The organism is Serratia sp. ME47, assembly GCF_903970925.1.
Classification (GTDB): Bacteria; Pseudomonadota; Gammaproteobacteria; order Enterobacterales; family Enterobacteriaceae; genus Serratia; species Serratia ureilytica.
In genome coordinates, this window is the sequence record NZ_CAJCKE010000002.1 from 104,427 (window position 1) to 128,192 (window position 23,766).

A 23,766-nucleotide genomic window follows, 5' to 3' on the forward strand; every position below is an offset into this window, starting at 1 on the left:
AAGACAAGAAGGTAAACACTATGATCATCTCCGCGTCAACCGACTACCGGGCCGCCGCCCAGGCCAAACTGCCGCCGTTTCTGTTTCACTACATCGACGGCGGGGCCTACGCGGAGCATACGCTGAAGCGCAATACCGCAGATCTGGCCGATATTGCCTTGCGCCAGCGCGTGCTGCGTAATATGTCCGAACTCAGCCTGGAGACCACGCTGTTCGGCGAGCAGCTGGCGATGCCGGTGGCGCTGGGGCCGGTGGGGCTGACCGGCATGTACGCCCGCCGCGGCGAAGTGCAGGCCGCGCGCGCCGCGGCCAAAAAAGGCATTCCGTTCACGCTGTCCACCGTGTCGGTCTGCCCCATCGAAGAGGTGGTCCCGGCGATCGATCGGCCGATGTGGTTCCAGCTCTACGTGCTGAAAGACCGCGGCTTTATGCGCAACGCGCTGGAGCGCGCCAAAGCCGCCGGCGTGAAAACGCTGGTATTCACCGTCGACATGCCGGTGCCCGGCGCCCGTTACCGCGACGCCCACTCGGGGATGAGCGGCCCCAACGCCGCCCTGCGCCGCGTGCTGCAGGCGTTTACCCATCCGCAGTGGGCCTGGGATGTCGGCCTGTTCGGCAAGCCGCACGATCTGGGCAACGTCTCGGCCTACCGCGGCAAACCGACCAGCCTGGAAGACTACATCGGCTGGCTGGGCGCCAACTTCGATCCGTCGATTTCCTGGAAAGATCTGGAGTGGATCCGCGAATTCTGGGACGGCCCGATGATCATCAAAGGCATTCTGGATCCGGAAGACGCCAAAGACGCAGTGCGCTTCGGCGCCGACGGCATCATCGTCTCCAACCACGGCGGCCGCCAGCTGGACGGCGTGCTGTCGACCGCGCGCGCCATGCCGGCGATCGCCGACGCGGTGAAAGGCGACATTACCTTACTGGCCGATTCCGGCATCCGCAGCGGCCTGGACGTGGTGCGCATGATCGCGCTGGGCGCCGACAGCGTGCTGCTGGGGCGCGCCTTCGTCTATGCGCTGGCGGCGGCCGGCGAAGCCGGGGTGGCTAACTTGCTGGATCTGATCGACAAGGAAATGCGCGTCGCCATGACGCTCACCGGCGCGAAAACCATTGCGGAGATCAACGCCGGATCGCTGGTCAGAAACGCCTGACTCACAGCGGCTGCACGCCCTCCGGGTAGACGTTGTAGCTCATCTTGCTGATGAAGGCCCCGGCCGGTGACACCAGAACCCGGCCGGCGGCGTCCAACCCGAGGAAGGTGCCGGTGCAGCGCCCGGAGATAAAGTCGAAGAAGAACACCGAGCACACCGGGATAATCTTTTCCCGGAAGGTGAACAGGAACATCTCGTCCTCAAACTTGTAGTAAGTGGCGTAATCCATGTCGCCGTGCCCGAACTGCTCGCCGCGCAGGTTTTGCCAGGCATAACGCTCGGTGTTGACGTAGAAGTGCTCATAGTAATGGTTGGGGCTGTAAACGTTCAGCGTGCGATAACCGATCAGCTCGCGGGTCAAATGCGGCGCGATGCCGCCCGGCGTGACGCCGGCAATCAGCCCAACGTGGAAGCTTTGCTTGAGGCGGGATCCCTTTTCCACCGTTTGTTCGGGCAACAGCGTGCTGCGCACCAGCAGCGCCCGGCCGCTGTCGCGGTTGAGCACCAGCGTCAGGCATTCGTTGCCCGGCGACTGCAGCGGAATATTGAAGAAATAGCGCGCGGCGGAGGTTTGCACCTCTTCGTAAGCGTCCTCACCGCTCTCCCCTCCCCAGGCCCACAGCACCCGTTGCCGGTCGGCGCTGAAACGCAGCGTGATGTCCCCGCCGTCTTCAAAGGCGATCTGCAGCGTTTTGCCGCGCCAGTCCTGGGTACCCGGCAACCGGTTGGTATCGATGCCACGCGCGAAATCGTCGTAATTCTTCCAGTCCGGCTCGGCATTTTGATTCAGTACGGATGATTCTGCTGACATCTTCGCTCTCCTTGATTGAATGGGATAAAAATCGTCTCAAACGTCGGCGACGCCCGCCGGCTTCACCGCTCGGCGGTTCACCACGGCAGGGGCGGTTTCATCGAGAAAACAACTCAGTACCCCGGCGCACACGGCACCGGCGGCCGCCAGCCACATTACGCTGACCAGGCCGTAGCGATCGGCGATCAGCCCGGCGATAAACGGCGCCAGGCAGCCGCCAATCACCTCGCCGATCCCCATCACCAGCCCCAACGCGGTGGCGATGCGCGCCGGCGACACCGTTTCCGACGGGATGGTGGCCATAAACAGCGTGAAACAGCCAAGGCCGGTATAAGACAGGAACACCAGCACGCCCAGCAGCCACGGATTGGCGACGTAGCTCAGGAACAGCGGGCAGCACACCGCCAGCAGCGAAAAGAAAATCAGCGTCGGTTTGCGCCCGAGGCGATCGGAGATCGCCGGTACCGCCACGCCCCAGAACACCCAGGCGGCGCCGATGGCGCTCATGATGCCGCCCATCGTGCCTTCACCGAAGCCACGGTCGGTCACCAAAAAGTTAGGGGTGAAGGTTATGATGATCATGAACCAGGTGACGAACACGCAGGAGATCAGAATGCACAGCGCCACGTTCTTGATTTTGAACAGCTCGCCGTAAGCGGCCTTGCCCGCCGGCTTACCGGCCGCCGGCGCGGCGCTGAAAGCGGGATCCTTTTTGCCGTTCACATAGCGATAGATCAGCCACGCCAGAATGATGCCCGGCACGGCGGTCAGGTGAAACGCCATGCTCCATCCCCACTTCTGCGCCAGATAGATGATCAGCGGCGGCGCGATGATGCCGCCCAACAGCCCTGGCGCCGCGCCCTGGATCAATCCCATGTTGAAACCGCGGCGCTGCGGCTGCGATCTTTCCACCATCAACGATTGCGCGATCGGCAATACCGGCCCCTCAGCAATCCCCATCAGCGCCCGGAAGATCAAGAGCATGGCAAACCCGCTGACCAGCCCCGACAGTGCGGAGAACAGCGAAAACACCAGGATCGACAGGATCAGCATCGGTTTACGGATATTAAACCGATCGGCTATCGCCCCCAACCCGGCGCCGGACAGCGCCCAGGTTAGCGCCAACACCGCCGACAGCGTGCCGAGATGCACATTGCTTAACTTGAGGTCGGCGGCAATCATCGGAAACAGAAACGAGATGGTCAGACGATCGACGAACACGCAGCCGAACACGAAAAACAAAATAATCAGCAACCGGTTCTCTTCACTTAATGCTCTGCGTGCCGCTGGCGATGTATTCATAGCGTCATTTGTCCATAAGTTAACTTATGAATGGCGACCCGCCATGGCATAAGTGTGTTAAGCGCTCGGCCAAGAGAGAAATTGGCCCTCCGTCACGACAACAACTCATTAACATGTTAATGACATAAAATTATCGCAAGCCGGCGGTCTGTCAACCGGCGCTCTTCGAGAGACAAATGAAATTCTGAACGGGTACTATTTCAATATCGCATTATCACCTTCAGGTTATTTATCCTTCTGTTCTTGATACATATAAAATAATGTCCGGTACTTTCTTGCGATTAAAAAAAGCCTGTTTGCGCGTTATTTGCGAATAATCCCATCGATGACGCTTCAGGCTTATTAATTTTTTATCGGCATTGAATGATCCCCGCTCGTGCTTCAGAGCCATTTTTATCTATTGAATCATCTCGTTTTATTTTAAGGCCGCAGAAAAAACTAACTCTTACGAGGGAAAGGCCAACGGCGGGGTTATATAACCCCGTCTGGACAATAACAAAAGCGCAGAGCGTGACGTAAATCACGACAAGCATGCCGCATCCAGCAAAGCAATTATGCTCGCAACAGCAATTATCTATTGCGATTAGGGCTGTTTATCTCAATTAAGCGCCATGCAACACTTCGTGCCATCGTTCGACACCGCGCCGCAAGGCCTGAGACGGAGTGACACATGAGCATCGAAAAATTAACCCGGGAGCCGCTTTCCATCGGCATCGAGTTGCCGCTGGACAACGATTGGTCCACCAGCGGGCAGCTGAAACGCCAGCAGGACGGGCGGCCGTTCGGCGTGCCGGACATGAGCGAACACGCTGCGCGCATCAAGCTGGCCGATGAGCTCGGCTTTCGCGCCGCCTGGGTTCGCGACGTGCCGCTGTATGATCCGGACTTCGGTGACGCCGCGCAGGTGTTTGAGACCTTTACCTACCTCGGCTACCTGTCCAGCCTGACGCGCAATATTCTGCTCGGTACCGCGGCCGTGGTGCTGCCGCTGCGGCAGCCGTGGCTGGTGCGCAAAGCGGCTTCCACGCTGCAAACGCTGAGCGGCGATCGTCTGTTGCTCGGCGTCGCCAGCGGCGATCGCCCCGTGGAGTACCCGCTGTTCGGCGCCGATTACGCCGCGCGCGGTGAAAGCTTCCGCGCCAGCGTCGGCATTCTCAAAGGGGAAGCCGACAGCGCGCTGCAACCGGGACTGCGCCTGCTGCCGGCCACGCCGCCGCCGCCGCTGCTGGTCGCCGGGCTGGCGCAACAAACGCCCGAGTGGGTGGGGAAAAATATGGATGGCTGGCTGTCGTATCCCGGCACGCCTGCGGACCACGTTTCGCGGGTCAAACTCTGGCGCAACGTAGCCGGTGACAAGCCCTACGTCAGCTTTATTCATCTCGACCTCACCGATAACGCCGACGCGCCGATTCAGCGTCATCGCTTCGGCATCAAGAGCGGCCGCAATGGATTGATTCAGGAACTGAGCGCCATGCGTGACACCGGGGTCAATCACATCGGCCTGCATTTCCGCCGCAACCAGCGGCCGCTGGAAGAGACGATGCAGGAGATCGGCCAACTGGTGTTACCGGAATTCCATCGCGCCTGACGCCCGCTTTAGCCCGCTATTCCGACCTGAGCGGGTCTTTGCCCCGTTACCGGGGCTTTTTTATTTCCGCCGCTGCTGGTTCATAACAACTCGGTCTAATCCCTGCCGTCAAACGGCGGCATGATGACAAGGAAACGAGCCACCATGAGGAATGAGCAATGACGGCAAAACTGACAGAAGCAGGCTTTTGGCGCAAAACCGCCGACTCTTCATCGCTGCGCGAGCCGCGCGTGCTGATCCGGGTCTACGTCAACGAAGGCGAGATTGACCGCGCCATCGCGTTTTACGAGCAGCTGCACGGCGTGGAAGCGGATATGCGTTTCGACTTCCCCGAGCATCGGCTGGTGCTGGCGGCGGTGGGGCCATTTCTGATCCTGGAAGGCTCGGAAGAAAACCTGCGTCCTTTTCGCAGCACCGTCGGCACGTTGCTGGTCGATGACATTTATCCCTACCACCAGCGGCTACAGGCCGCCGGCGCCGATATCTTCTTTGGCCCGGTGGAAGTGCCCACCGGCGCCTGTTTCAATGCGCGCCTGCCGGATGGCACGATTATCGAATACGTGCATCATCGGCCGCGCGCGGACGAATAAGCCGCCTCAGGGGAGCGCCGGCTTCATGGCGTAGCCGCGCAGATCCTTGCGCAGGCTGAGCATGTACAGCACGATCACCGCCGAGAAAGGCAAGCCGCACAGCACCACGGCAGTCTGCATCGCGCTGAAACTGCCGGCGTACAGCAGCCCGGCGCACACCAGCGTGGTGACCGCCGCCCAGAACACCCGGAGCCAGGCCGGCGCGTCATCGTGGGCGGAACCGCCCTGGCAGGACAGATTCGCTATCATCAGCGTGCCGGAGTCCACCGGCGTCAGGAACAGCACGAAGCTTATCACCACCACAAAACCGGCGGTCAGCTGGGTATAGGGCAGGTATTCGAACAGCTTGAACACCGCCATCGGCGGATCGCTTTGCGCCACCTGCCCCAGAATCGCTTGCCCGCCCTCCAGCACCAGACTGATGGCGGTATTGCCGAAGATCGACAGCCAAGCCAGCGTGAACCCCAGCGGGATCAGCAACACGCCGAAGATCAGTTCACGGATGGTACGGCCTTTGGAAATACGCGCGATAAACAGCCCGACAAACGGCGCCCACGCCACCCACCAGGCCCAATAGAACAGTGTCCAGGCGCCCTGCCACTGGCGCGCCTTGCCGTACAGATACATATCGAAGCTGCGGCTGACGAGCGAGGTCAGATAATCCCCAATGTTCTGCAACATGCCGTTGAGCAGGTTCAGCGTCGGGCCGGCCAGAAATACGAACAGCAACAGCAGGCACAGGAAGCCGACGTTGATGTTCGACAGCATCGCGATGCCCTTTTCGACGCCGGTGACCGCCGCCAGCGTGGCCACCACCATCATCACCACGATCAGCGCCAGCAGCACGCCGGTGCTTTGCGGGATGTCGAACAGGTAGAACAGCCCCGAGTTCACCAACAGCGCGCCGATCCCCAGGTTGGTCACCATCGAGATAACCGTCACCAGAATGCCGAAGCTGTCCACCAGATGGCCGACGCCGCCGTGGATGCGCTCGCCGAAGATCGGGTACAGCGCGGAACGCAGCGCCAGCGGCAAACCGCGACAATAGGCGAAATAGGCGAGCGCGGTGGCGATCAACGCATACAGCGCCCAACCGTGCAGCCCCCAGTGTAAAAAGGTCAGCGCCATCGCCTGCCGCGCCGCCTGTACGCTGCCGCCGTCGCCTTCCGGTGGCGACAGGAAGTGATCCAACGGCTCATAGGCGCCGTAATACACCAGCGCAATGCCGATGCCCGACGAGAACAGCATCGCCACCCAGGAGGGATAGCTGAACTGCGGCGGCTCATCATCCTGGCTGAGGCGAATATGGCCAAAGCGCGACAGCGCCAGCCAGAACACGAACACCATGCTGGCGACCATCAACAGCATGTAATACCAGCCGAACACGTCGGCCACCCAACTTTGCGCGACATTCAGCCACTGTTTGCTGGCGGCGGGAAACAGCACAATCAGCGCCCCCAGCAGCAAGATCACCGCGGCTGAGCCGAAAAATACCGGGACATTCAATCTGACAGGTTCTTCGTCAAGCGATGGAGGAGTTTTTATTGTCATTGGCAGGCTTCCATGATGCGAAAGACAGACGATTTAAATGCAACTTTTGATTAACATTTTATCGTCATTTATTTGACATTTTCGCAGCATATAGAGTATTGATTGACCGTTCAATCAATCAAATTCAAAGTGTGATTTGCCTATCAGTTGGGGAAAATATGTACCGCAGAGACATTCCTGAGCAGCGCAAGGAGCAGTTGATTAACGCCGCCTTCGAAACCATCAGCGTGGTGGGGTTGGCCGGCGTCACCCTGTCGCAGGTGGCGAAAGAAGCCGGGCTGTCGACCGGCATCGTCAGCCACTATTTTGGCGATAAGGAGGGATTGTTGAGCGCGACCATGCGCAAGATCCTGCGCGATCTGCGCGACGCGGTGGCCGAGTGCCGCGCTCAGGCAGCGAGCGACAGCCAGTCGCAGCTGTGCGCCATCATTCAGGGCAACTTCCACCCCAGTCAAACCAACGCCATTTCCATGCGCGCCTGGCTCGACTTCTGGGCCGCCAGCATGCACCAGCCGGTGCTGCGCCGCCTGCAGCGCGCCAACGATCGGCGGCTCTATTCCAATATATGCAGCCAGTTCCGCCGCGAGCTGCCGCTGCAGCAGGCGCGCGACGCGGCGCGCGGGCTGGCGGCGATGATCGATGGGCTCTGGCTGCGCGGCAGCCTGGCCGGGGATGACACCGATCTGCAGCAGGATTACCGCATCGCCTGCGAGTACGTGATACAACGGCTCAAGGCCGCGCCATCGATGGTGTGAACGGCAGCGTCAGCGCGGCTCCTGCTCTTCGCTGTACTGGGTTTGCCACATGGCGGCGTAGCGGCCGTTCGCCGCCAACAGCGCCTCATGCCCCCCGCGCTCGACGATTTCCCCCGCCTCCAGCACGATGATCTCATCGGCGTCCACCACGGTGGAGAGCCGATGGGCTATCACCAGCGTGGTGTGGTTGCGGCTCACCTCGCGCAGGTGCCCCTGGATTTCGCGCTCGGTCTGGGTATCCAGCGCGCTGGTCGCCTCGTCGAACACCAGGATGGCCGGATTTTTCAGGATGGTGCGCGCGATCGCCACCCGCTGCTTTTCACCGCCCGACAGCTTCAGCCCGCGCTCGCCCACCCGGGTGTCGTAACCGTCGGGCAGACCGACGATAAAATCATGGATATGCGCCAGCCGCGCCGCACGCTCGATTTCTTCATCGCTGGAGCCGGTTTTGCCATAGCCGATGTTGTAGCGCAGCGTATCGTTGAACAGCACCGTATCCTGCGGCACGATGCCGATCGCCTGCCGCAGACTGGCCTGGGTCAGTTGGCGAATGTCCTGGCCGTCGAGGGTAATGGCGCCGCCCTGCACGTCGTAAAAGCGAAACAGCAGGCGCGACAGCGTGGACTTGCCCGCGCCGGAGGCGCCGACCACCGCCACCGTGTGGCCCGCCGGAATGGTAAAACTCACCTGCTTGAGGATCGGCCGGCGCGTGTCGTAACCGAAGCTGACCGCGTCGAACCGCACTTCGCCGCGCTCGAGGCGCAGCGGCTGCGCATCCGGGCTATCGACGATCTCACGCTTTTCCTGCAGCAGATCGAACATATTCTCCATGTCGATCAGCGCCTGGCGCACCTCCGAGTAGATAAAGCCGAAGAAGTTCAGCGGCTGGTACAGCTGCAACAGGTAGGCGTTGACCAGCACGAAGTCGCCGACCGTCATCGTCCCCTGCGTAATGCCCTGCGCCGCCATGGCCATCATGACGATCAGCCCGATCGAGATAATGGCGGTTTGCCCCAGGTTGATCGCGGTAAAACTGAATTGGTTCTTGATGGCGGCGTATTCGTACAGCCGGCGCGACAGATCGAAGCGCTCAGCCTCGAACGTTTCATTGCCGAAGTACTTCACGGTCTCATAGTTCAGCAGGCTGTCGATGGATTTGCTGTTGGCGTCGGCGTTGGCCTTGTTGAGCTCGCGGCGAAAGCGGGTGCGCCAGCTCACCGCCAGCACGGTGAACAGGATGTAGCAGCCGACCGTGGTCAGGATCGCCAACGCGAACCAGCCGTTCAGCATATGCCACATGATCGCCGTGACCAGCGTCAGCTCGAACAGGATCGGCAAGATGGAGAACAACAATCGTGACAGCACCGTGGACACCGCCTGGGTGCCGCGCTCGATAGACAGCGACAGCCCGCCGGTCTGGCGCTCCAGATGGAAGCGCAGGCTCAGCGCATGCAGCTGGCGAAACACCCGCACGCCCAACAGGCGCGTGGCGTTCTGGCTGACGTGGATAAACATCACGTTGCGCAGTTCCTCAAACAGCGCGCCGCCCACCCGCGCCACGCCGTAGGCGACGATCAGCCCCAGCGGCACCGCCAGCATTTTCGCCGTCTCGCCGCTCAGCGCATCGACCATCGCTTTGTAGGCCAGCGGCACCAGCGTGGTGCTGACCTTGGCCGCCACCATGAACACGAAGGCCACCACCAGATACCCCCGCAGCCGCGGGTTGTCTTTCGGCCACAGATAGGGCAGCAGGAATTTCAGCAAGCGGGAACGATCCATCATGTAATATTCATCTTCTCGGTCGGGCTCGCGGCGCATGGCCGCGCGGGGGTTATGAGTTTGGCTTGGCCGGCAGCGAACGCCGCAGCCATTCCGTTTTCCTGCGATGGCAACTCAGCATCATCCGTCAGGAGAAGCGGCGGCGACTCGGGCAAAGTTCAGGCATGGAGGAGACAATCACATGACCCAGACGTATGCAAAGCGCTTTGCGCAGGTCTTTGACTATATCGACCGCCACCTGGACGAGGCGCTTACCGTCGACAAGCTGAGCGAAGTGGCCCATTTTTCGCGCTTTCACTTTCAACGCCAGTTTAGCGCGTATTGCGGCATCTCGGTGTGGCGTTATATCCAGTGGATGAGGCTTAAACGCGCCTCTTACCGCCTGGCGTATAACCCGCTGGAGCCGGTGATTGACATTGCGCTGGACGCCGGCTTTCAAAACCCGGAGTCCTTCAGCCGCGCCTTCAAACAGGCGTTCAGCCAAACGCCGAGCCAGTTTCGCAAACAGCCGGCCTGGATCGATTGGCAGCAGCGCTTTCCCGAACCGAAACACAGAAGGAAACACCCCATGAAGGTAGACATTGTCGACTGCCCGGCCACGCCGGTGGCGATGCTCGAACATCGCGGCCCGTCCGCGCTGGTCAATGAAACCGCCGCGCGCTTTATCGAGTGGCGTAAAACCAGCGGCCTGTCGCCGGTCAGAAGCAGCCGCACGTACGGCATCGCGCCGCACGATCCGGCCACCACCGAAGCGCAGGACTTCCGCTTCTACCTCTGCGGGGAGGTCACGGCGCCGATCCCGGAGGACAACGCCTTCGGCGTGGTGAACAGCATGCTGCCGGCCGGACGCTGCGCGGTGCTGCGCCATCTCGGATCGCTGGATGGTCTCTCGGAAAGCGCCCGCTATCTCTACAGCGAGTGGTTGCCGGCCAGCGGCGAGGAACTGCGCGACTTTCCGCTCTATTTCCACTACCACAACTTCGTGCACGAGGTAGCGGAATATGAACTGGTGACCGATCTTTATCTGCCGCTGAAATAGCTGACATCCGGCCCCGCAAGGAGCCGGATTGACGTTAACAGGACGGCGACGATCCCTGCGGCGGCAGATAGCGCTGCGGATCGAGCGCGGTGGCGCGGTAGCGGATCTGGAAATGCAGGAACACCGAATCGGTGCCGGTGCTGCCCATGGTGCCGATCTTCTGCCCCGCTTTCACATCCTGGCCATTGCGCACCAGCGTGGTGTCGTTGTGCGCATAGGCGGTAATAAAGTCTTCGCCGTGCTTAATCATGATCAGGTTGCCGTAGCCGCGCAATTGGTTGCCGACGTACACCACTTTGCCCTTGGCGGAAGCATAGATCGGCTGGCCGCGTTTACCGGCGATGTCGATGCCCTTGTTGCCGCCATCGGCATTGGAGTACGCCTGCACGATCCGGCCGCTGGTCGGCCAGCGCCAGCAACGTGCGGCGCCCGGCGGCGGCGTTTGCTTGGCGATCGCGGCGGAAGACGAGGATGTTTTACGGCGCGTAGCGGCGGTTTTGGTCGGCGCGCCGCCGCTCAGCCGCAGTTTTTGCCCCACTTCCAGATTATAGGGCGGGCGTATCTTGTTGATTCTGGCCAGATCGCCGACTTCGCTGTCGGTGATCCAGGCGATGTAGTACAGCGTATCGCCCCGTTTGACGGTGTAGGACTTGCCGGTGTAGCTGCCCTTCGGCAGTTTGTCGTAGTCGCGGTTGTAGGTGTTTTTACCCGAACACCCGGCCAACAGCAGCCCCAATGTCAGACACACCGCGATGCGGCGCCACCTTGCCAGCTTGCTTCCTGTGCTCAAATCCTGTCCCCAATCGTCTTTCGGTTCTGATACGCGTCAGCCGCACAGTGTAACATTTGCGCCGGGTCAGTCAAAAACCCCCAGACGGTCTATGCTAAACAGGTAAGGATGACTGATTAATTACCCAACGACGAAATGGAGTACTGTCATGTTGAACCTCGACCGCAATAATCTGCCCCTCCTGAGCGAAGAGCTGCTCAAAAAGCAACGCACCACCCTGCTGATCATCGCCTTCCTGCTGCTGGCGGGCGGCATACTGTGCCTGGTGAATCCTTTCGCCTCCGGCGCAGCGCTGAGCATCGTAGTGGGCATCCTGCTGCTGTTGAGCGGCGCCGGGCTGATTATCGCCATGATAGCCAACCGGGCGCAGAATACCTGGCCGATGATCGGCGGCATTCTGCTGGGCGTGGCCTACCTGATTATCGGCTATGTGTTCATCACCAGCCCGCTGGCGGGCATTCTGGCGCTGGCGGTCTACCTCGCCGTGCTGTTTGCGCTCGGCGGCATCGCGCGCCTGGCGGCAGGCTATATGCGCCGAGGCCTGCCGGGCAACTGGCTGCAGTTCGTCATCGGCGTGCTCGATTTGATCATCGCCTGGATGCTGATCGGCTCAGGCCCGGCGGCGTCGGTGACGCTGGTGACGGCGATCGTCGGCATCGAGATGCTGGTCAGTTCCTTTGCCCTGTTCCAGGCTGCGAATCTGTTTAAACGCGCCTGATCGTAACGGCCCGCCGACGGCGGGCCGCCATCCCCTCCCCATTTGCAAACAAAACAAGGCGATACCCCCTCAGCTTGTCCGTGGTTATCTTCATCGGTAAGTGCCAATATAGGCGAAGACAAGGGAGCTGAAACCGATGACAACCCATTCCAAACCGTTGAACTCGCGGGAAGTCTGCCTGCAATTACGCCACTTCAACCAGGTAATCGGGCAACAATGCCGCAATATGGCGCGCCAAAAAACCGCTTGCCCGTGCTGCCTGACAGACATCGCCACCGGCTGCGACGCCGGTATCAAACTGTGTGGACAGCAGTTGGCCAAACCCAACCCGCAAACCCCGTTATTCCGGCAGATTCGCAACCTGCTGCTCGACCTGCGCGCAGAAGCGATAGGGGTTCACAGAATAGACGTCCTGAACCGCACCAATAACGAAATCTCCTGGCTGTTGCGCGAGCTTTATTTCGAAACATTCTGAACACGAGGGCCGCGCGCCCATCGCTTGATACCTGCCGGTGCGGGCAAGATGCCGCACCGTTTCACCGCCGCACCAGCCGACTTTTCGCCACGTTATCTTTTTGCGTTCTCCCCACTTTACGACCGCCATCACACCTCGCCAACCCCACATTGCGTTGGTTATAGAGTCGTCTACAATTCAATCGAATTACCCCCTACAACATCAGAAATTATTATTATTAGAGGTGATTATGTTACAGAAACACGAAAACGTAATAAGTATGACTGTACTAAGCCCGCAAGCCACCCAAGAGCTGATGCCCTCATTTTCTTCCTTGCCCCACACGCAACATGCCGACGGCAAATATCGCCTGCGCCGTTATTCCGTCGTGAAATACCTCAACCCCAACATCGCCGAAGTGGGGCCGCGTACCTTCATGCAGTCGGATCAGATCAACCATTTCCAGGGCAACGTGGTGCGCCGCTTCGAGCCTATCGACAGCGCCGTGCTGCAGAGCGCCGGCATGGCGGAGATGTGCAACCTGTTTGCCGAAAATAACGAACTGCCGGAAGGCGCCGAAATAGAGATCCACCAGATGCGCGTGGTCGCCATCCAAAAAGATACGCTGGTGGCGCCGGAAGGCATTCACCAGGACGGTTTCGACCATATCGCGATGATCGCCATTCACCGCCACAATATCGTCGGCGGCGAAATCATGCTGTACGACGACAGCCGCCACGATCCTTTCTTCAAAAAAGCGCTGGCCGACGGTGAAGCCGTGCTGTTGGCGGACAGTAAACTGTGGCACAACGCCACGCCGATCAATACCGTAAGCCCGAATGAAGAAGGCTATCTGGATCTCTTCGTCCTCACCGCTCGGGGAGAGAAAGCATGACCTTTACCCCCGAGCTCGCCCGACGCCAGTTCAGCGCCCTGTCCCGGCAGATCGACGGCAAACCGGCGATCTTTTTCGACGGCCCCGGCGGTGCGCAAGTTTCCCGGGGCGTGCTGGAAAAAATGACCGACTACCTGGGGAAGTACAACGCCAACCTGGGCGGGCACTACTTCTCCAGCCGGGTTACCGGCGAGGTGATGAGTCAGGCGCGCGAATCGGTGCGCGCCTTGTTAAATGCGCCGTCGCCCGACAACATCGTCTTCGGCATGAACATGACCACGCTGACCTTTCATCTCAGCCGCATCATCAGTCGCGATTGGCGGGACGGCGATGAGGTCATCGTCACCGCGCTGGATCACTACGCCAACGTCTCCAGCTGGCAGCAGGCCGCCGCCGACAAAGGCGCCGTGGTGCATCAGATAGCGCTGGAGAGCGCCGATTGTTCTCTCGACGCGGCAAAAGTGTGCGCGCGCATCAACGCCAACACGCGTCTGGTGGCGGTCAGCTACGCGTCCAACGTCACCGGCAGCATCGTCGATATAAAAACCATCGTTGAAGCCGCGCATCGGGTGGGCGCGCAGGTGTATGTCGACGCCGTTCATTACGCGCCGCATAACCTTATCGACGTGCAGGCGTTGGGATGTGACTTCCTGGTGTGCTCCGCCTACAAATTCTTTGGCCCGCACGTCGGCATGGCCTACATCGCGCCGCAGTGGCTGCAGCGCCTGCGGCCGTACAAAGTCGAGCCGGCCTCTGACGTCGGCCCCGGCCGTTTCGAGACCGGCACGCAGAGCTTCGAAGCGCTGGCCGGCGTCGCGGCCGCTATCGAGTATTTGGCGCAGTGGGGCACGCCCGACGCGCCGTTAAGGCAGCGCTTGCAGGAGAGCTTCGCCGCCTACCACCGGCATGAAGAGGCGCTGTGCCGCCACTTTTTGCAACGGCTGCAGCAACTCGACGGCGTGCGGCTCTACGGCAATCCGCAGGCGGACAGCGCACGCCGCACGCCGACCTTCGCCCTGACCTTCAGCGGCCAGGCGCCCGACGCGATCGCCCGACGGCTGGGGCACCACAACATCTGCGCCGGTAGCGGACATTTCTATGCGCTGGGCCTGATTCAGCAACTGGGGCTGCAGGACGGCGGCGTGCTGCGCATCGGCATGATGCACTACAACACCCTTGATGAGATCGATACGCTGTTTGAAATACTCGCCGAGGAGATCCTCGGTTAATGCGTCATAACGGCCCGCCCGGTTTTCCGGCGGGTCACACCGCATGAATAGCCGTGCGTCTCGCCGGAGGCGTTAAACGTGAATAACGCTCCCCCTGTTTGAGGGGTTGGGTAGAATAGGCGGGATTTTTTTGAAAAGGGATTTTTACGTTGAGAAAATATGCCGTTATCACCGCCGCGTTGATGATGTCTTCCTGCGCCACGCCGGAAAAGTGGGAAGCGCAAACGGCGGCTCCGACACCCCTTGAAGCCGCCAGAGCAAGCTGCCGACAAGAAGCCGAACAACGCTATCCCGTGAGCCTGTCTTTAGACACCCGCTCGCCTGTATTCTCCTCCATGAATATCAACGGCGCGGATATCCCCAATACTCACGGCGTCGTTTTTCCTTCGGACCGCAATGAAATGCGCAGAAAAGAACACGTTAATGCCTGCATGAAATTGGAGGGATGGGAAAATAAGAATAAGGTGACGGGGTTATTGGCCTTTTTATTTAACTAACGGCAACGTGAATTATTCGGAATTACCGCACAGAGACAGCGGTAATTCCGCTCTATAGAGCGGCGTCGGCCTCCTGCGCCAGCCCGACTATTTTGCTACGATATTACAGTCACCACCTTTCCTCCATTCAGGGCGATAATCAAACAAATGGAATAAATCAATTTATGAGTGAGAAAGACACCTCCTTAAATAAGCCGCAAAGCCATATCAACAAAGCGGTATTCTTCACCTCTGCAGTCCTCATTTTTCTTCTGGTCGCCTTCGCCGCCTTTTTCCCCGACGTCGCTGACAAAAACTTCAAGCTTCTGCAGCAACAAATCTTCACCAACGCCAGCTGGTTTTATATTTTGGCCGTGGCGCTCATATTGCTCAGCGTGACGTTTCTGGGGCTTTCTCGTTACGGCGACATCAAACTTGGCCCCGATCATGCGCAACCCGATTTTCGCTATCACTCCTGGTTTGCCATGCTGTTTTCGGCGGGGATGGGCATTGGTCTGATGTTCTTCGGCGTGGCAGAACCGGTTATGCACTATCTCTCGCCGCCGGTCGGCACGCCCGAGAGCATCGAGGCGGCCAAACAAGCCATGCGCCTGACCTTTTTCCACTGGGGGCTGCATGCCTGGGCGATCTACGCCATCGTGGCGTTGATTCTGGCCTTCTTCAGCTATCGGCATGGCCTGCCGTTGACCCTGCGCTCCGCGCTTTATCCGATCATCGGCGATCGCATTTATGGCCCTATCGGCCACGCCGTCGATATCTTCGCCGTCATCGGCACCGTATTCGGGGTCGCGACCTCGCTGGGTTATGGCGTATTGCAGGTCAACGCCGGGCTTAACCACCTGTTTGGCGTGCCAATCAACGAAACCGTTCAGGTGATATTAATCGTGGTGATTACCGGGCTGGCCACCATTTCCGTGGTTTCCGGGCTGGAGAAGGGCATACGCTTTCTGTCGGAGCTGAACCTCAGCCTGGCGCTGTTGCTCCTGGCCTTGGTCTTGCTGTTGGGGCCAACCGTTTTGCTGTTGAAATCCTTTGTGGAAAATACCGGCGGCTATCTGTCCGAGCTGGTCAGCAAGACGTTCAATCTGTATGCCTATGAACCCAAATCCAGCAACTGGTTAGGCGGATGGACGCTGCTCTACTGGGGGTGGTGGCTCTCCTGGTCGCCTTTCGTCGGTATGTTCATCGCTCGGGTTTCCCGCGGCCGAACCATCCGCGAATTTGTCACGGGCGTGCTGTTCGTCCCGGCAGGCTTCACCCTCATGTGGATGACGGTGTTCGGCAACAGCGCCATTTACCTCATCATGGAACAGGGCGCGACAGACCTCGCCACTACGGTACAGCAAGATGTAGCGTTGGCGTTGTTTAACTTCCTGGAGCATTTCCCGTTCTCCAGCGTGCTTTCGTTTATCGCCATGGCGATGGTGATCGTCTTTTTTGTCACGTCCGCCGATTCCGGCGCCATGGTCGTAGATACGCTGGCTTCGGGCGGCTCCAGCAACACGCCTGTTTGGCAACGCATTTTCTGGGCGTCGCTGATGGGCATCGTCGCCATCGCCTTGCTGATCGCCGGGGGGCTCAGCGCGCTGCAAACCGTCACCATCGCCAGCGCATTGCCGTTCTCGGCCATCTTGCTGATATCCATTTACGGTTTGCTTAAAGCGCTGCGCCGCGACCTGACCAAGCGCGACAGCCAAAATATGGCCACCATCGCCCCCACCGCCGCCCGCAACCCCATTCCCTGGCAGCGCAGGCTGCGTAATATCGCTTATTTGCCAAAGCGCTCGCTGGTTAAGCGCTTTATGGACGAAGTCATCCAGTCGGCCATGACGCTGGTGCAGGAGGAGCTGAGTAAGCAAGGCACGCTCAGCAGTATCAACACCGGCGCGGAAGATCGCATTCGTTTCGAGGTTGATTTAGGCGATGAGCTTAACTTTATCTATGAAGTCAGACTGCGCGGCTACAGCTCGCCGACCTTCGCCCTGGCCGGGCTGGATAATGATGAACAGCAAGCCGAGCAGCACAAATATTATCGCGCGGAGATCTACCTGAAAGAAGGCGGCCAGAACTACGACGTCATGGGCTGGAATCAGGAGCAGTTGATCAACGATATTCTCGACCAGTACGAAAAGCATCTGCATTTCTTGCATCTGGTGCGCTGAATGCCGACATGCCGTCCCCCGGGGCGGCATTTTTTTGCCCTGCTTTCTTCACCACGGCGCTGACACAAGTTTGGGTCGCCGTTCACCTCGTTCTTCCCCTAGGGAAGGACATAATCCATCGTGTAGCGGTGCGCGCCTTGGTCGATCTCGATCGTCATCGTTCCACTCAATTGCGTCAGCTCACCCGTCCCGGAATCGGGGACGACCGTCAACTGCAGCGACGAAACCCCACGGTTCATGGTGCCGCTGTGCTGTAACACGAAGCTGCCCTTGTGGCCATGCAAGGTCCCCGTTACGCGCTCCATTGCCACATAACCGGCGGAGCCATGCGCATCCATGCGTACAGCCAGCATTTCTCCGAGGCTGGCCGCAGTCAGGTCACCATGAAATTGCTTATCAATCGTCATCCGACTGAGCTTGGCCGTCTCAATTTCAGCCGTTGCGGTTTGCGGCGTCAATTTGACGTCGAATGTTCCTGTCGCATGCATTTTACAAACCCCTTTGTTAAGGTTGATGACACAGACGCATCGGTGCGCGCTGCGTTCCTGGCAATGGCCGCGGCAAAGATTAAACGCGCCCATACAGATCAATCTGTCGAGTTATAAAATCGTCATTATCTTCCAGCAGCTATCGCGGCGCATAACGCGGCGCGAAGACATATGTGAATGTATCAGGAGCGACCAGGTAGATGATTGCAAAAACGCGACAAGTCGCCCCGCATGACGGTAGCTCAAGATGACGGCCGGGAATGCCAAACCGCGCGGAGTGCTGCATCCGCAGCCGACGCAAAGTCAGTTTATACACGAGCGCCACTCGCCATCAGCTGCGTTGGCCGATCTGGTCGAGCACTACTGGTGCGTGCGCTGGGATCTGCGGGAGTTACCGCCTCAGCGGCAAGCGACGCTGCCCCACCCCAACGTACATCTGGTGATCGAACGGAATGAATCATACGTTTACGGCGTTCACACCGATCGCTTCGAGCGGCTCCTTGAAGGGCGAGGCTTCGCCTTCGGCATCAAGTTTAAGCCGGGCGGCTTCCATCCCTTTCTGCAAGCGCCCATATCGACGCTCGCGAACCGCTCGATGCCTGCGCAGACCGTGTTTGGCGCTGATTGCCAGTCGCTGGCGACGCGTATCGCCACGTGCGCTACGACGAGTGCGATGACGCTCGTGGCGGAGACTTTCCTGCTGGCGCAGCGGCCCCAACCCGACCCTAACGTCGCGCGAGCGAACAGGCTCGTGGCCGCTATCGCCGACAACCTTGGCATAACGTCGGTAAACCAATTGCTGGGCACTGCGGCGATAGACAAACGCGCGCTACAGAGGCTATTTCATAAATACGTAGGCGTCGGCCCCAAATGGGTGATCCAACGCTATCGTCTGCATGAAGCCATCGCGCAACTGCAGGCTCACGCGCCTCGCGATTGGAGCAGGCTGGCGCTGGAATTGGGCTATTTTGATCAGGCCCATTTCGCTCGCGATTTTCGCGCTCTGGTGGGCCAGTCGCCCAGCGAGTATGTCAGGTCCCTGCACGCGAAGAATAACGGCATACAGGCGGCCTTTGCCAAACGCTGACCTGCTTTATTGAGAGACAAGGCGCAATGTCAGAATGACTTCGGCGAGATGAGTGCCAGAGGCTGAAACGGGAAATAACGCGTGCTGTGAACGTGTAAGACGAAGGAGTTAACGGGCTTGGAGCGGGTGAAGGGAATCGAACCCTCGTATGCAGCTTGGGAAGCTGCCGTTCTACCATTGAACTACACCCGCATCGGTGTGCGACAGGCATTATAACCGGTTATCGGCGGCGGGCAAGCGGAGATGGCGCGTAACTGTCGATGTTTTAAGCGGTTAAGTCCCGTAGACGAAAAAAAACCGGCGCAGTTGCCCGCACCGGTTGTTGCACGCTAAACGCGATTATTTCTGCGGGCGCATCGCCGGGAACAGAATCACGTCGCGGATGGTGTGGCTGTTGGTGAACAGCATCACCATGCGGTCGATGCCGATGCCCAGACCGGCGGTCGGCGGCAGGCCGTGCTCCAGCGCGGTGACGTAGTCTTCGTCGTAGAACATCGCTTCGTCGTCGCCGGCGTCTTTGGCGTTCACCTGATCGGCGAAGCGCTGCGCCTGGTCTTCGGCGTCGTTCAGCTCGGAGAAGCCGTTGCCGATTTCACGGCCGCCGATGAAGAACTCGAAGCGGTCGGTGATTTCCGGGTTCACGTCGTTGCGGCGCGCCAGCGGCGACACTTCAGCCGGGTACTCGGTGATGAAGGTCGGCTGAATCAGATGGCTTTCCGCCACTTCTTCGAAGATCTCGGTCACGACGCGGCCCAGGCCCCAGCTCTTCTCGACCTTGATGCCGATGGATTCCGCGATGGCCACCGCTTTGCCCATGTCGGCCAGGTCAGCCAGATCGGTTTCCGGACGGTATTTCTTGATCGCCTCGGTCATGGTCAGCTTCTCGAACGGCTTGCCGAAGTCGAACACTTCGTCGCCGTACTGCACCTGAGAGGTGCCCAGCACTTTCTCGGTCAGGGTGCGGAACAGCGTCTCGGTCAGCTCGATCAGGTCTTTGTAATCCGCGTAAGCCATGTAGAGTTCCATCATGGTGAACTCTGGGTTGTGACGCGGAGAAACGCCTTCGTTGCGGAAGTTGCGGTTGATTTCGAACACGCGCTCAAAGCCGCCGACCACCAGACGCTTCAGATACAGTTCCGGCGCGATGCGCAGGTACATGTCGATATCCAGCGCATTGTGGTGGGTGATGAACGGACGCGCCGACGCGCCGCCCGGGATCACCTGCATCATCGGGGTTTCGACTTCCATGAAGCCGCGTTCCACCATGAAGTTACGGATAGCCGACATCACCTGAGAACGCACCTTGAAGGTGTTGCGCGATTCTTCGTTGGCGATCAGATCCAGGTAACGCTGGCGGTAACGGGTTTCCTGATCCGCCAGGCCGTGGAATTTGTCCGGCAGCGGACGCAGCGCTTTGGTCAGCAGACGCAGTTCGGTGCAGTGGATCGACAGTTCGCCGGTCTTGGTTTTGAACAGCTTGCCGCGCGCGCCGAGGATATCGCCCAGGTCCCACTTCTTGAACTGTTCGTTGTACACGCCTTCAGCCAGATCGTCGCGCGCGACGTACAGCTGAATGCGGCCGCCCACGTCCTGCAGCGTAACGAAGGATGCCTTGCCCATAATGCGGCGGGTCATCATGCGGCCGGCGACGGTCACTTCTACGCCCAGCGCTTCCAGCTCTTCGTTGTCTTTATCGCCGTATGCGGCGTGCAGTTTGTCGGAGGTGGAGTCGCGACGGAAGTCGTTCGGGAACGCAATGCCGTTCTCACGCAGGCCGGCCAGTTTCTCGCGGCGGGACTGCAGCTCGTTATTGAGATCCAGCGCCTGATCGGCGCCCTGTACTTGTTGTTCAGACATTTCTATTCCTCATAACCCGGCTTTCAAACTTGCCTCAATGAATTTATCCAGGTCGCCATCCAGTACGGCCTGCGTGTTACGCGTTTCGACGTTGGTGCGCAAATCCTTGATGCGGGAGTCATCCAGCACGTAAGAACGGATTTGGCTGCCCCAGCCGATGTCGGACTTGTTGTCTTCCATCGCCTGTTTATCAGCATTTTTCTTTTGCATCTCAAACTCGTACAGCTTGGCTCGCAGCTGTTTAAACGCTTGATCCTTGTTCTTATGCTGAGAACGATCGTTCTGGCACTGCACCACGATGTTGGTTGGCAGGTGAGTAATACGTACGGCGGATTCGGTTTTGTTGACGTGCTGACCGCCCGCACCGGAGGCGCGGTACACGTCGATGCGCAGATCCGCCGGGTTGATATCGATGTCGATATCGTCGTCCACTTCCGGGTAGATGAACACCGAGCTGAACGAGGTGTGGCGACGGCCGCCGGAGTCGAACGGGCTCTTGCGCACCAGGCGGTGAACGCCGGTTTCAGTGCGCAACCAGCCGAACGCGTAGTCGCCGATGATCTTGATGGTGGCCGATTTCAGGCCCGCAACGTCGCCGTCGGACTCTTCGATCACTTCGGTCTTGAAGCCCTTGGCTTCGGCCCAGCGCAGGTACATGCGCAGCAGCATGCTGGCCCAGTCTTGCGCTTCGGTGCCGCCGGAGCCGGCCTGAATGTCCAGATAGCAGTCGGCGCTGTCGTATTCGCCAGAGAACATGCGGCGGAATTCCAGCTGCTCGAGCTTGGCGATCAGTTGATCGAGTTCGGCGACCGCTTCGTTGAAGGTCTCTTCATCGTCGGCTTCCACCGCCAGCTCCAGCAGACCGCTGACGTCTTCGCTGCCCTGCTGCAGGTGATCGATGGTTTCAACGATGGCTTCCAGCGCGGCGCGCTCTTTGCCGAGCGCCTGTGCGCGCTCCGGTTCGTTCCAAACGTCCGGCTGCTCCAGCTCGGCGTTGACTTCTTCTAGGCGTTCCTTCTTGGCATCATAGTCAAAGATACCCCCTAAGAACCGCAGTCCGCTCGGACAGGTCCTGAATTCGGTTTTTTACCGGGTTAATTTCAAACATGGTTTTGCGTTCTTTTACGTTGATGTCGTCGATGGCGGAATGCCATTGGAACCGCTAATTCTAACGGATCCGGGCGGCAGTTTATAGCGAGTTGGTCAGTTTTTGTGGCGATCGGGAAGGATGCCGGGGATTGGAGAGCCCAATCCCCGAGTTGTGTTCAATTTCGCCTCAGCGCGGCCAAAGGTGCTGGATCAGCAGTTGCACGTTGCGGTTGCCGCGAAACTCGTTGACGTCGAGTTTGTAGGCCAGTTCCACTTCGCGCACGCTGCTGTCCGGCCACAGCGTGGTGTCCACGTTGAACGCGATGCCGTCGAGCAACGGGCCGCCGCCAAGCGGTTCCACCATCAGCTTCAGGTGTTTCTCACCCACCAACCGCTGCTGCAGGATGCGGAACTTGCCGTCGAAGGTCGGTTCCGGGAACGCCTGGCCCCACGGGCCGCCCTCGCGCAGCAGCTCCGCCGTCGTCAACGACAGCTCCTGCATCGCCAGTTCGCCATCGGACCAGATCACCCCTTCCAACATTGCCGGATCGAGCCATTCGCCCACCAGCTCGCCGAAACGCTGGCGGAACTCGTCGAATTTAGCCTCTTCCAGCGACAGCCCGGCCGCCATCGCGTGGCCGCCGAACTTCATCATCAGCCCGGGGTTCAGCATATCCAGCCGCTCCAGCGCGTCGCGCATGTGCAAGCCGGGCACCGAACGGCCGGAGCCTTTCAGGATGCCGTCGCCCGCCGGCGCGAAAGCGATCACCGGACGGTGGAAACGCTCTTTGATGCGCGAAGCGAGGATGCCCACCACGCCCTGATGCCATTCCGGGTGATACATCGCCAGCCCGTAAGGCAGCTCGGTGCTGGTGCGCTCCAGCTGATCGCACAGCTGCAGGGCTTCCACCTGCATGCCCTGCTCTATCTCGCGTCGCGTCTGGTTCAGCGCATCGAGATCGTTGGCCAGCATGCGCGCCTGCGCGATGTCGTCGCTCAGCAGCAGCGCCACACCGATCGACATGTCGTCCAGCCTGCCGGCGGCGTTGAGCCGCGGGCCGAGGGCGAAACCGAGATCGTTGGCCGCCAGTTGGCGGGCGTCGCGGTTGGCCACTTCGAGCAGCGCGCGGATGCCCGGTCGGCATTTGCCGGCACGGATGCGGTTTAATCCCTGATACACCAGAATGCGGTTGTTGGCGTCCAGCGGCACCACGTCGGCCACGGTGCCGAGCGCCACCAGATCCAGCAGTTCCGCCAGATTCGGCATCGCCAGCGCGCGCTGCTCGAACCAGCCGCTGTCCCGCAGCCGGGCGCGCAGCGCCAGCATCAGGTAGAACGCCACGCCTACCCCCGCCAGCGATTTGGACGGGAAGGCGCAGCCGCGCAGGTTGGGGTTAACGATCGCTTCAGCCGCCGGCAGGGTCTCGCCCGGCAGGTGGTGATCGGTCACCAGCACCTGCATGCCTTTGGCGTGCGCCACGTCGACGCCGGCGTGGGAGGAGATGCCGTTATCGACGGTAACAATGAGTTCCGCGCCGCGCGCCGCCGCCTGCTCCACCACTTCGGGGCTCAGGCCGTAACCGTCTTCGAAACGGTTTGGCACCAGATAATCGACGGCTGCGCCGCCCATGCTGCGCAGCGCCAGCACCGTCAGCGCGGTGCTGGTGGCGCCATCGGCGTCGAAATCGCCCACCACCATAATGCGGCGGCCGTCGGCCAGCGCTTGCTGCAACAGGCTGACGGCGTCGTCGATGCCGTCCAGCTGTTGCCAGGGCAGCATGCCTTTGACGCCGCGCTCCAGCTCTTGCTCAGCCTGCACGCCGCGCAGGGCGTAAAGCCGACGCAGAAGCGGCGGCAAACTGGCGGGCAGATGCGTGTCGTCCGCCGCCGGGCGGCGGCGTAGTTGCGTTTTGATACTCACCGGC

21 protein-coding genes and 1 tRNA gene are annotated in these 23,766 nt (G+C 59.9%); 12 read left to right on the top strand and 10 right to left on the bottom strand.

Annotated elements, in window-relative coordinates; all coding sequences use genetic code 11:
- The first annotated feature begins 20 nt into the window (after positions 1-20).
- Positions 21-1,160, top strand: coding sequence for an FMN-dependent L-lactate dehydrogenase LldD (gene lldD, locus H7A77_RS02680; protein ID WP_182073787.1), 1,140 nt, complete (start codon positions 21-23; stop codon positions 1,158-1,160).
- Position 1,161: 1 nt separating this feature from the next.
- Here the strand turns inward: lldD and H7A77_RS02685 are convergent, their stop codons facing one another.
- Both H7A77_RS02685 and H7A77_RS02690 read right to left on the bottom strand, forming a co-directional pair.
- Positions 1,162-1,971: a MoaF C-terminal domain-containing protein gene (locus H7A77_RS02685; protein ID WP_033652157.1), complete on the bottom strand. Its 810-nt coding sequence runs from the start codon at positions 1,969-1,971 to the stop codon at positions 1,162-1,164.
- A 36-nt stretch (positions 1,972-2,007) separates the two neighbouring features.
- The gene (locus tag H7A77_RS02690) at positions 2,008-3,273 is read right to left on the bottom strand and encodes an MFS transporter (RefSeq protein ID WP_046687745.1); all 1,266 of its coding nucleotides are present in this window, start codon (positions 3,271-3,273) and stop codon (positions 2,008-2,010) included.
- 670 nt (positions 3,274-3,943) lie between these two features.
- On the opposite strand from H7A77_RS02690, the gene H7A77_RS02695 reads away from it, so the two are divergent.
- Positions 3,944-4,861, top strand: a complete 918-nt coding sequence (locus tag H7A77_RS02695; RefSeq protein ID WP_108681883.1) for a TIGR03571 family LLM class oxidoreductase — start codon at positions 3,944-3,946, stop codon at positions 4,859-4,861.
- Between the two features lie 158 nt (positions 4,862-5,019).
- Positions 5,020-5,451: a VOC family protein gene (locus H7A77_RS02700; protein ID WP_033644796.1), complete on the top strand. Its 432-nt coding sequence runs from the start codon at positions 5,020-5,022 to the stop codon at positions 5,449-5,451.
- Positions 5,452-5,457: 6 nt separating this feature from the next.
- Here H7A77_RS02700 and H7A77_RS02705 read toward each other — a convergent pair whose 3' ends face one another.
- On the bottom strand, positions 5,458-7,002 hold the full coding sequence (locus tag H7A77_RS02705; protein ID WP_182073788.1) for a BCCT family transporter: 1,545 nt from the start codon (positions 7,000-7,002) through the stop codon (positions 5,458-5,460).
- Positions 7,003-7,160: 158 nt separating this feature from the next.
- On the opposite strand from H7A77_RS02705, the gene betI reads away from it, so the two are divergent.
- Positions 7,161-7,757, top strand: coding sequence for a transcriptional regulator BetI (gene betI, locus H7A77_RS02710; RefSeq protein ID WP_042785301.1), 597 nt, complete (start codon positions 7,161-7,163; stop codon positions 7,755-7,757).
- Between the two features lie 9 nt (positions 7,758-7,766).
- On the opposite strand, the gene H7A77_RS02715 is transcribed toward betI, so the two are convergent.
- Entirely contained in the window at positions 7,767-9,536 is a 1,770-nt protein-coding gene (locus tag H7A77_RS02715) for an ABC transporter ATP-binding protein/permease (protein ID WP_182073846.1), read from the bottom strand.
- A gap of 181 nt (positions 9,537-9,717) precedes the next feature.
- On the opposite strand from H7A77_RS02715, the gene H7A77_RS02720 reads away from it, so the two are divergent.
- Complete coding sequence (locus tag H7A77_RS02720) at positions 9,718-10,575, top strand: GyrI-like domain-containing protein (protein WP_033652160.1); 858 nt, start codon at positions 9,718-9,720, stop codon at positions 10,573-10,575.
- Between the two features lie 34 nt (positions 10,576-10,609).
- Here H7A77_RS02720 and actS read toward each other — a convergent pair whose 3' ends face one another.
- On the bottom strand, positions 10,610-11,365 hold the full coding sequence (gene actS, locus H7A77_RS02725) for an amidase activator ActS (RefSeq protein ID WP_033644792.1): 756 nt from the start codon (positions 11,363-11,365) through the stop codon (positions 10,610-10,612).
- A 148-nt stretch (positions 11,366-11,513) separates the two neighbouring features.
- Here actS and H7A77_RS02730 point away from each other — a divergent pair, with 148 nt between their 5' ends.
- From H7A77_RS02730 to H7A77_RS02755, 6 genes are all read left to right on the top strand, one after another.
- Positions 11,514-12,083 carry an HdeD family acid-resistance protein gene (locus tag H7A77_RS02730; protein ID WP_033644791.1) on the top strand — a complete coding sequence of 190 codons (570 nt, stop codon included), beginning with the start codon at positions 11,514-11,516 and terminating at the stop codon, positions 12,081-12,083.
- Positions 12,084-12,219: 136 nt separating this feature from the next.
- Positions 12,220-12,558, top strand: coding sequence for a hypothetical protein (locus tag H7A77_RS02735; protein WP_033644790.1), 339 nt, complete (start codon positions 12,220-12,222; stop codon positions 12,556-12,558).
- Positions 12,559-12,817: 259 nt separating this feature from the next.
- Positions 12,818-13,432: a 2OG-Fe dioxygenase family protein gene (locus H7A77_RS02740; protein ID WP_223524591.1), complete on the top strand. Its 615-nt coding sequence runs from the start codon at positions 12,818-12,820 to the stop codon at positions 13,430-13,432.
- Positions 13,429-14,661 carry a cysteine desulfurase-like protein gene (locus tag H7A77_RS02745; protein WP_182073789.1) on the top strand — a complete coding sequence of 411 codons (1,233 nt, stop codon included), beginning with the start codon at positions 13,429-13,431 and terminating at the stop codon, positions 14,659-14,661. Before H7A77_RS02740 ends, H7A77_RS02745 begins: the two co-directional genes overlap by 4 nt.
- Before the next feature lie 149 nt (positions 14,662-14,810).
- A complete protein-coding gene (locus tag H7A77_RS02750; RefSeq protein ID WP_052752701.1) occupies positions 14,811-15,158 on the top strand; it encodes a hypothetical protein in 348 nt (115 codons plus the stop codon).
- 164 nt (positions 15,159-15,322) lie between these two features.
- Positions 15,323-17,320 carry a choline BCCT transporter BetT gene (locus H7A77_RS02755; RefSeq protein WP_182073790.1) on the top strand — a complete coding sequence of 666 codons (1,998 nt, stop codon included), beginning with the start codon at positions 15,323-15,325 and terminating at the stop codon, positions 17,318-17,320.
- 98 nt (positions 17,321-17,418) lie between these two features.
- On the opposite strand, the gene H7A77_RS02760 is transcribed toward H7A77_RS02755, so the two are convergent.
- On the bottom strand, positions 17,419-17,808 hold the full coding sequence (locus tag H7A77_RS02760; RefSeq protein ID WP_182073791.1) for a DUF3224 domain-containing protein: 390 nt from the start codon (positions 17,806-17,808) through the stop codon (positions 17,419-17,421).
- Between the two features lie 247 nt (positions 17,809-18,055).
- On the opposite strand from H7A77_RS02760, the gene H7A77_RS02765 reads away from it, so the two are divergent.
- Complete coding sequence (locus H7A77_RS02765; protein WP_182073792.1) at positions 18,056-18,895, top strand: helix-turn-helix domain-containing protein; 840 nt, start codon at positions 18,056-18,058, stop codon at positions 18,893-18,895.
- A gap of 118 nt (positions 18,896-19,013) precedes the next feature.
- Here the strand turns inward: H7A77_RS02765 and H7A77_RS02770 are convergent.
- The 4 genes from H7A77_RS02770 to recJ all read right to left on the bottom strand — a co-directional run bounded on the left by H7A77_RS02770 (position 19,014) and on the right by recJ (position 23,762).
- Positions 19,014-19,087: transfer RNA gene (locus H7A77_RS02770), tRNA-Gly, on the bottom strand.
- A 147-nt stretch (positions 19,088-19,234) separates the two neighbouring features.
- The gene (gene lysS / locus H7A77_RS02775; RefSeq protein WP_004931697.1) at positions 19,235-20,752 is read right to left on the bottom strand and encodes a lysine--tRNA ligase; all 1,518 of its coding nucleotides are present in this window, start codon (positions 20,750-20,752) and stop codon (positions 19,235-19,237) included.
- A 9-nt stretch (positions 20,753-20,761) separates the two neighbouring features.
- Positions 20,762-21,860 (bottom strand): peptide chain release factor 2 gene (prfB, locus tag H7A77_RS02780; protein ID WP_099783420.1). Its coding sequence is split into 2 segments (ribosomal slippage): positions 20,762-21,784 and positions 21,786-21,860, totalling 1,098 coding nucleotides; the frame shifts between segments, so codons are not numbered across the junction.
- Between the two features lie 168 nt (positions 21,861-22,028).
- The gene (gene recJ / locus H7A77_RS02785) at positions 22,029-23,762 is read right to left on the bottom strand and encodes a single-stranded-DNA-specific exonuclease RecJ (protein ID WP_033639478.1); all 1,734 of its coding nucleotides are present in this window, start codon (positions 23,760-23,762) and stop codon (positions 22,029-22,031) included.
- Positions 23,763-23,766: the final 4 nt, after the last annotated feature.

Excerpts from the sequence above, each read along its gene's own strand:
- lldD (WP_182073787.1), top strand. The coding sequence starts at position 21 with ATGATCATCTCCGCGTCAACCGACTACCGGGCCGCCGCCCAGGCCAAA.
- H7A77_RS02685 (WP_033652157.1), bottom strand. The coding sequence starts at position 1,971 with ATGTCAGCAGAATCATCCGTACTGAATCAAAATGCCGAGCCGGACTGG.
- H7A77_RS02690 (WP_046687745.1), bottom strand. The coding sequence starts at position 3,273 with ATGAATACATCGCCAGCGGCACGCAGAGCATTAAGTGAAGAGAACCGG.
- H7A77_RS02695 (WP_108681883.1), top strand. The coding sequence starts at position 3,944 with ATGAGCATCGAAAAATTAACCCGGGAGCCGCTTTCCATCGGCATCGAG.
- H7A77_RS02700 (WP_033644796.1), top strand. The coding sequence starts at position 5,020 with ATGACGGCAAAACTGACAGAAGCAGGCTTTTGGCGCAAAACCGCCGAC.
- H7A77_RS02705 (WP_182073788.1), bottom strand. The coding sequence starts at position 7,002 with ATGACAATAAAAACTCCTCCATCGCTTGACGAAGAACCTGTCAGATTG.
- betI (WP_042785301.1), top strand. The coding sequence starts at position 7,161 with ATGTACCGCAGAGACATTCCTGAGCAGCGCAAGGAGCAGTTGATTAAC.
- H7A77_RS02715 (WP_182073846.1), bottom strand. The coding sequence starts at position 9,536 with ATGGATCGTTCCCGCTTGCTGAAATTCCTGCTGCCCTATCTGTGGCCG.
- H7A77_RS02720 (WP_033652160.1), top strand. The coding sequence starts at position 9,718 with ATGACCCAGACGTATGCAAAGCGCTTTGCGCAGGTCTTTGACTATATC.
- H7A77_RS02730 (WP_033644791.1), top strand. The coding sequence starts at position 11,514 with ATGTTGAACCTCGACCGCAATAATCTGCCCCTCCTGAGCGAAGAGCTG.
- H7A77_RS02735 (WP_033644790.1), top strand. The coding sequence starts at position 12,220 with ATGACAACCCATTCCAAACCGTTGAACTCGCGGGAAGTCTGCCTGCAA.
- H7A77_RS02740 (WP_223524591.1), top strand. The coding sequence starts at position 12,818 with ATGACTGTACTAAGCCCGCAAGCCACCCAAGAGCTGATGCCCTCATTT.
- H7A77_RS02745 (WP_182073789.1), top strand. The coding sequence starts at position 13,429 with ATGACCTTTACCCCCGAGCTCGCCCGACGCCAGTTCAGCGCCCTGTCC.
- H7A77_RS02755 (WP_182073790.1), top strand. The coding sequence starts at position 15,323 with ATGAGTGAGAAAGACACCTCCTTAAATAAGCCGCAAAGCCATATCAAC.
- H7A77_RS02760 (WP_182073791.1), bottom strand. The coding sequence starts at position 17,808 with ATGCATGCGACAGGAACATTCGACGTCAAATTGACGCCGCAAACCGCA.
- H7A77_RS02765 (WP_182073792.1), top strand. The coding sequence starts at position 18,056 with ATGACGGCCGGGAATGCCAAACCGCGCGGAGTGCTGCATCCGCAGCCG.
- lysS (WP_004931697.1), bottom strand. The coding sequence starts at position 20,752 with ATGTCTGAACAACAAGTACAGGGCGCCGATCAGGCGCTGGATCTCAAT.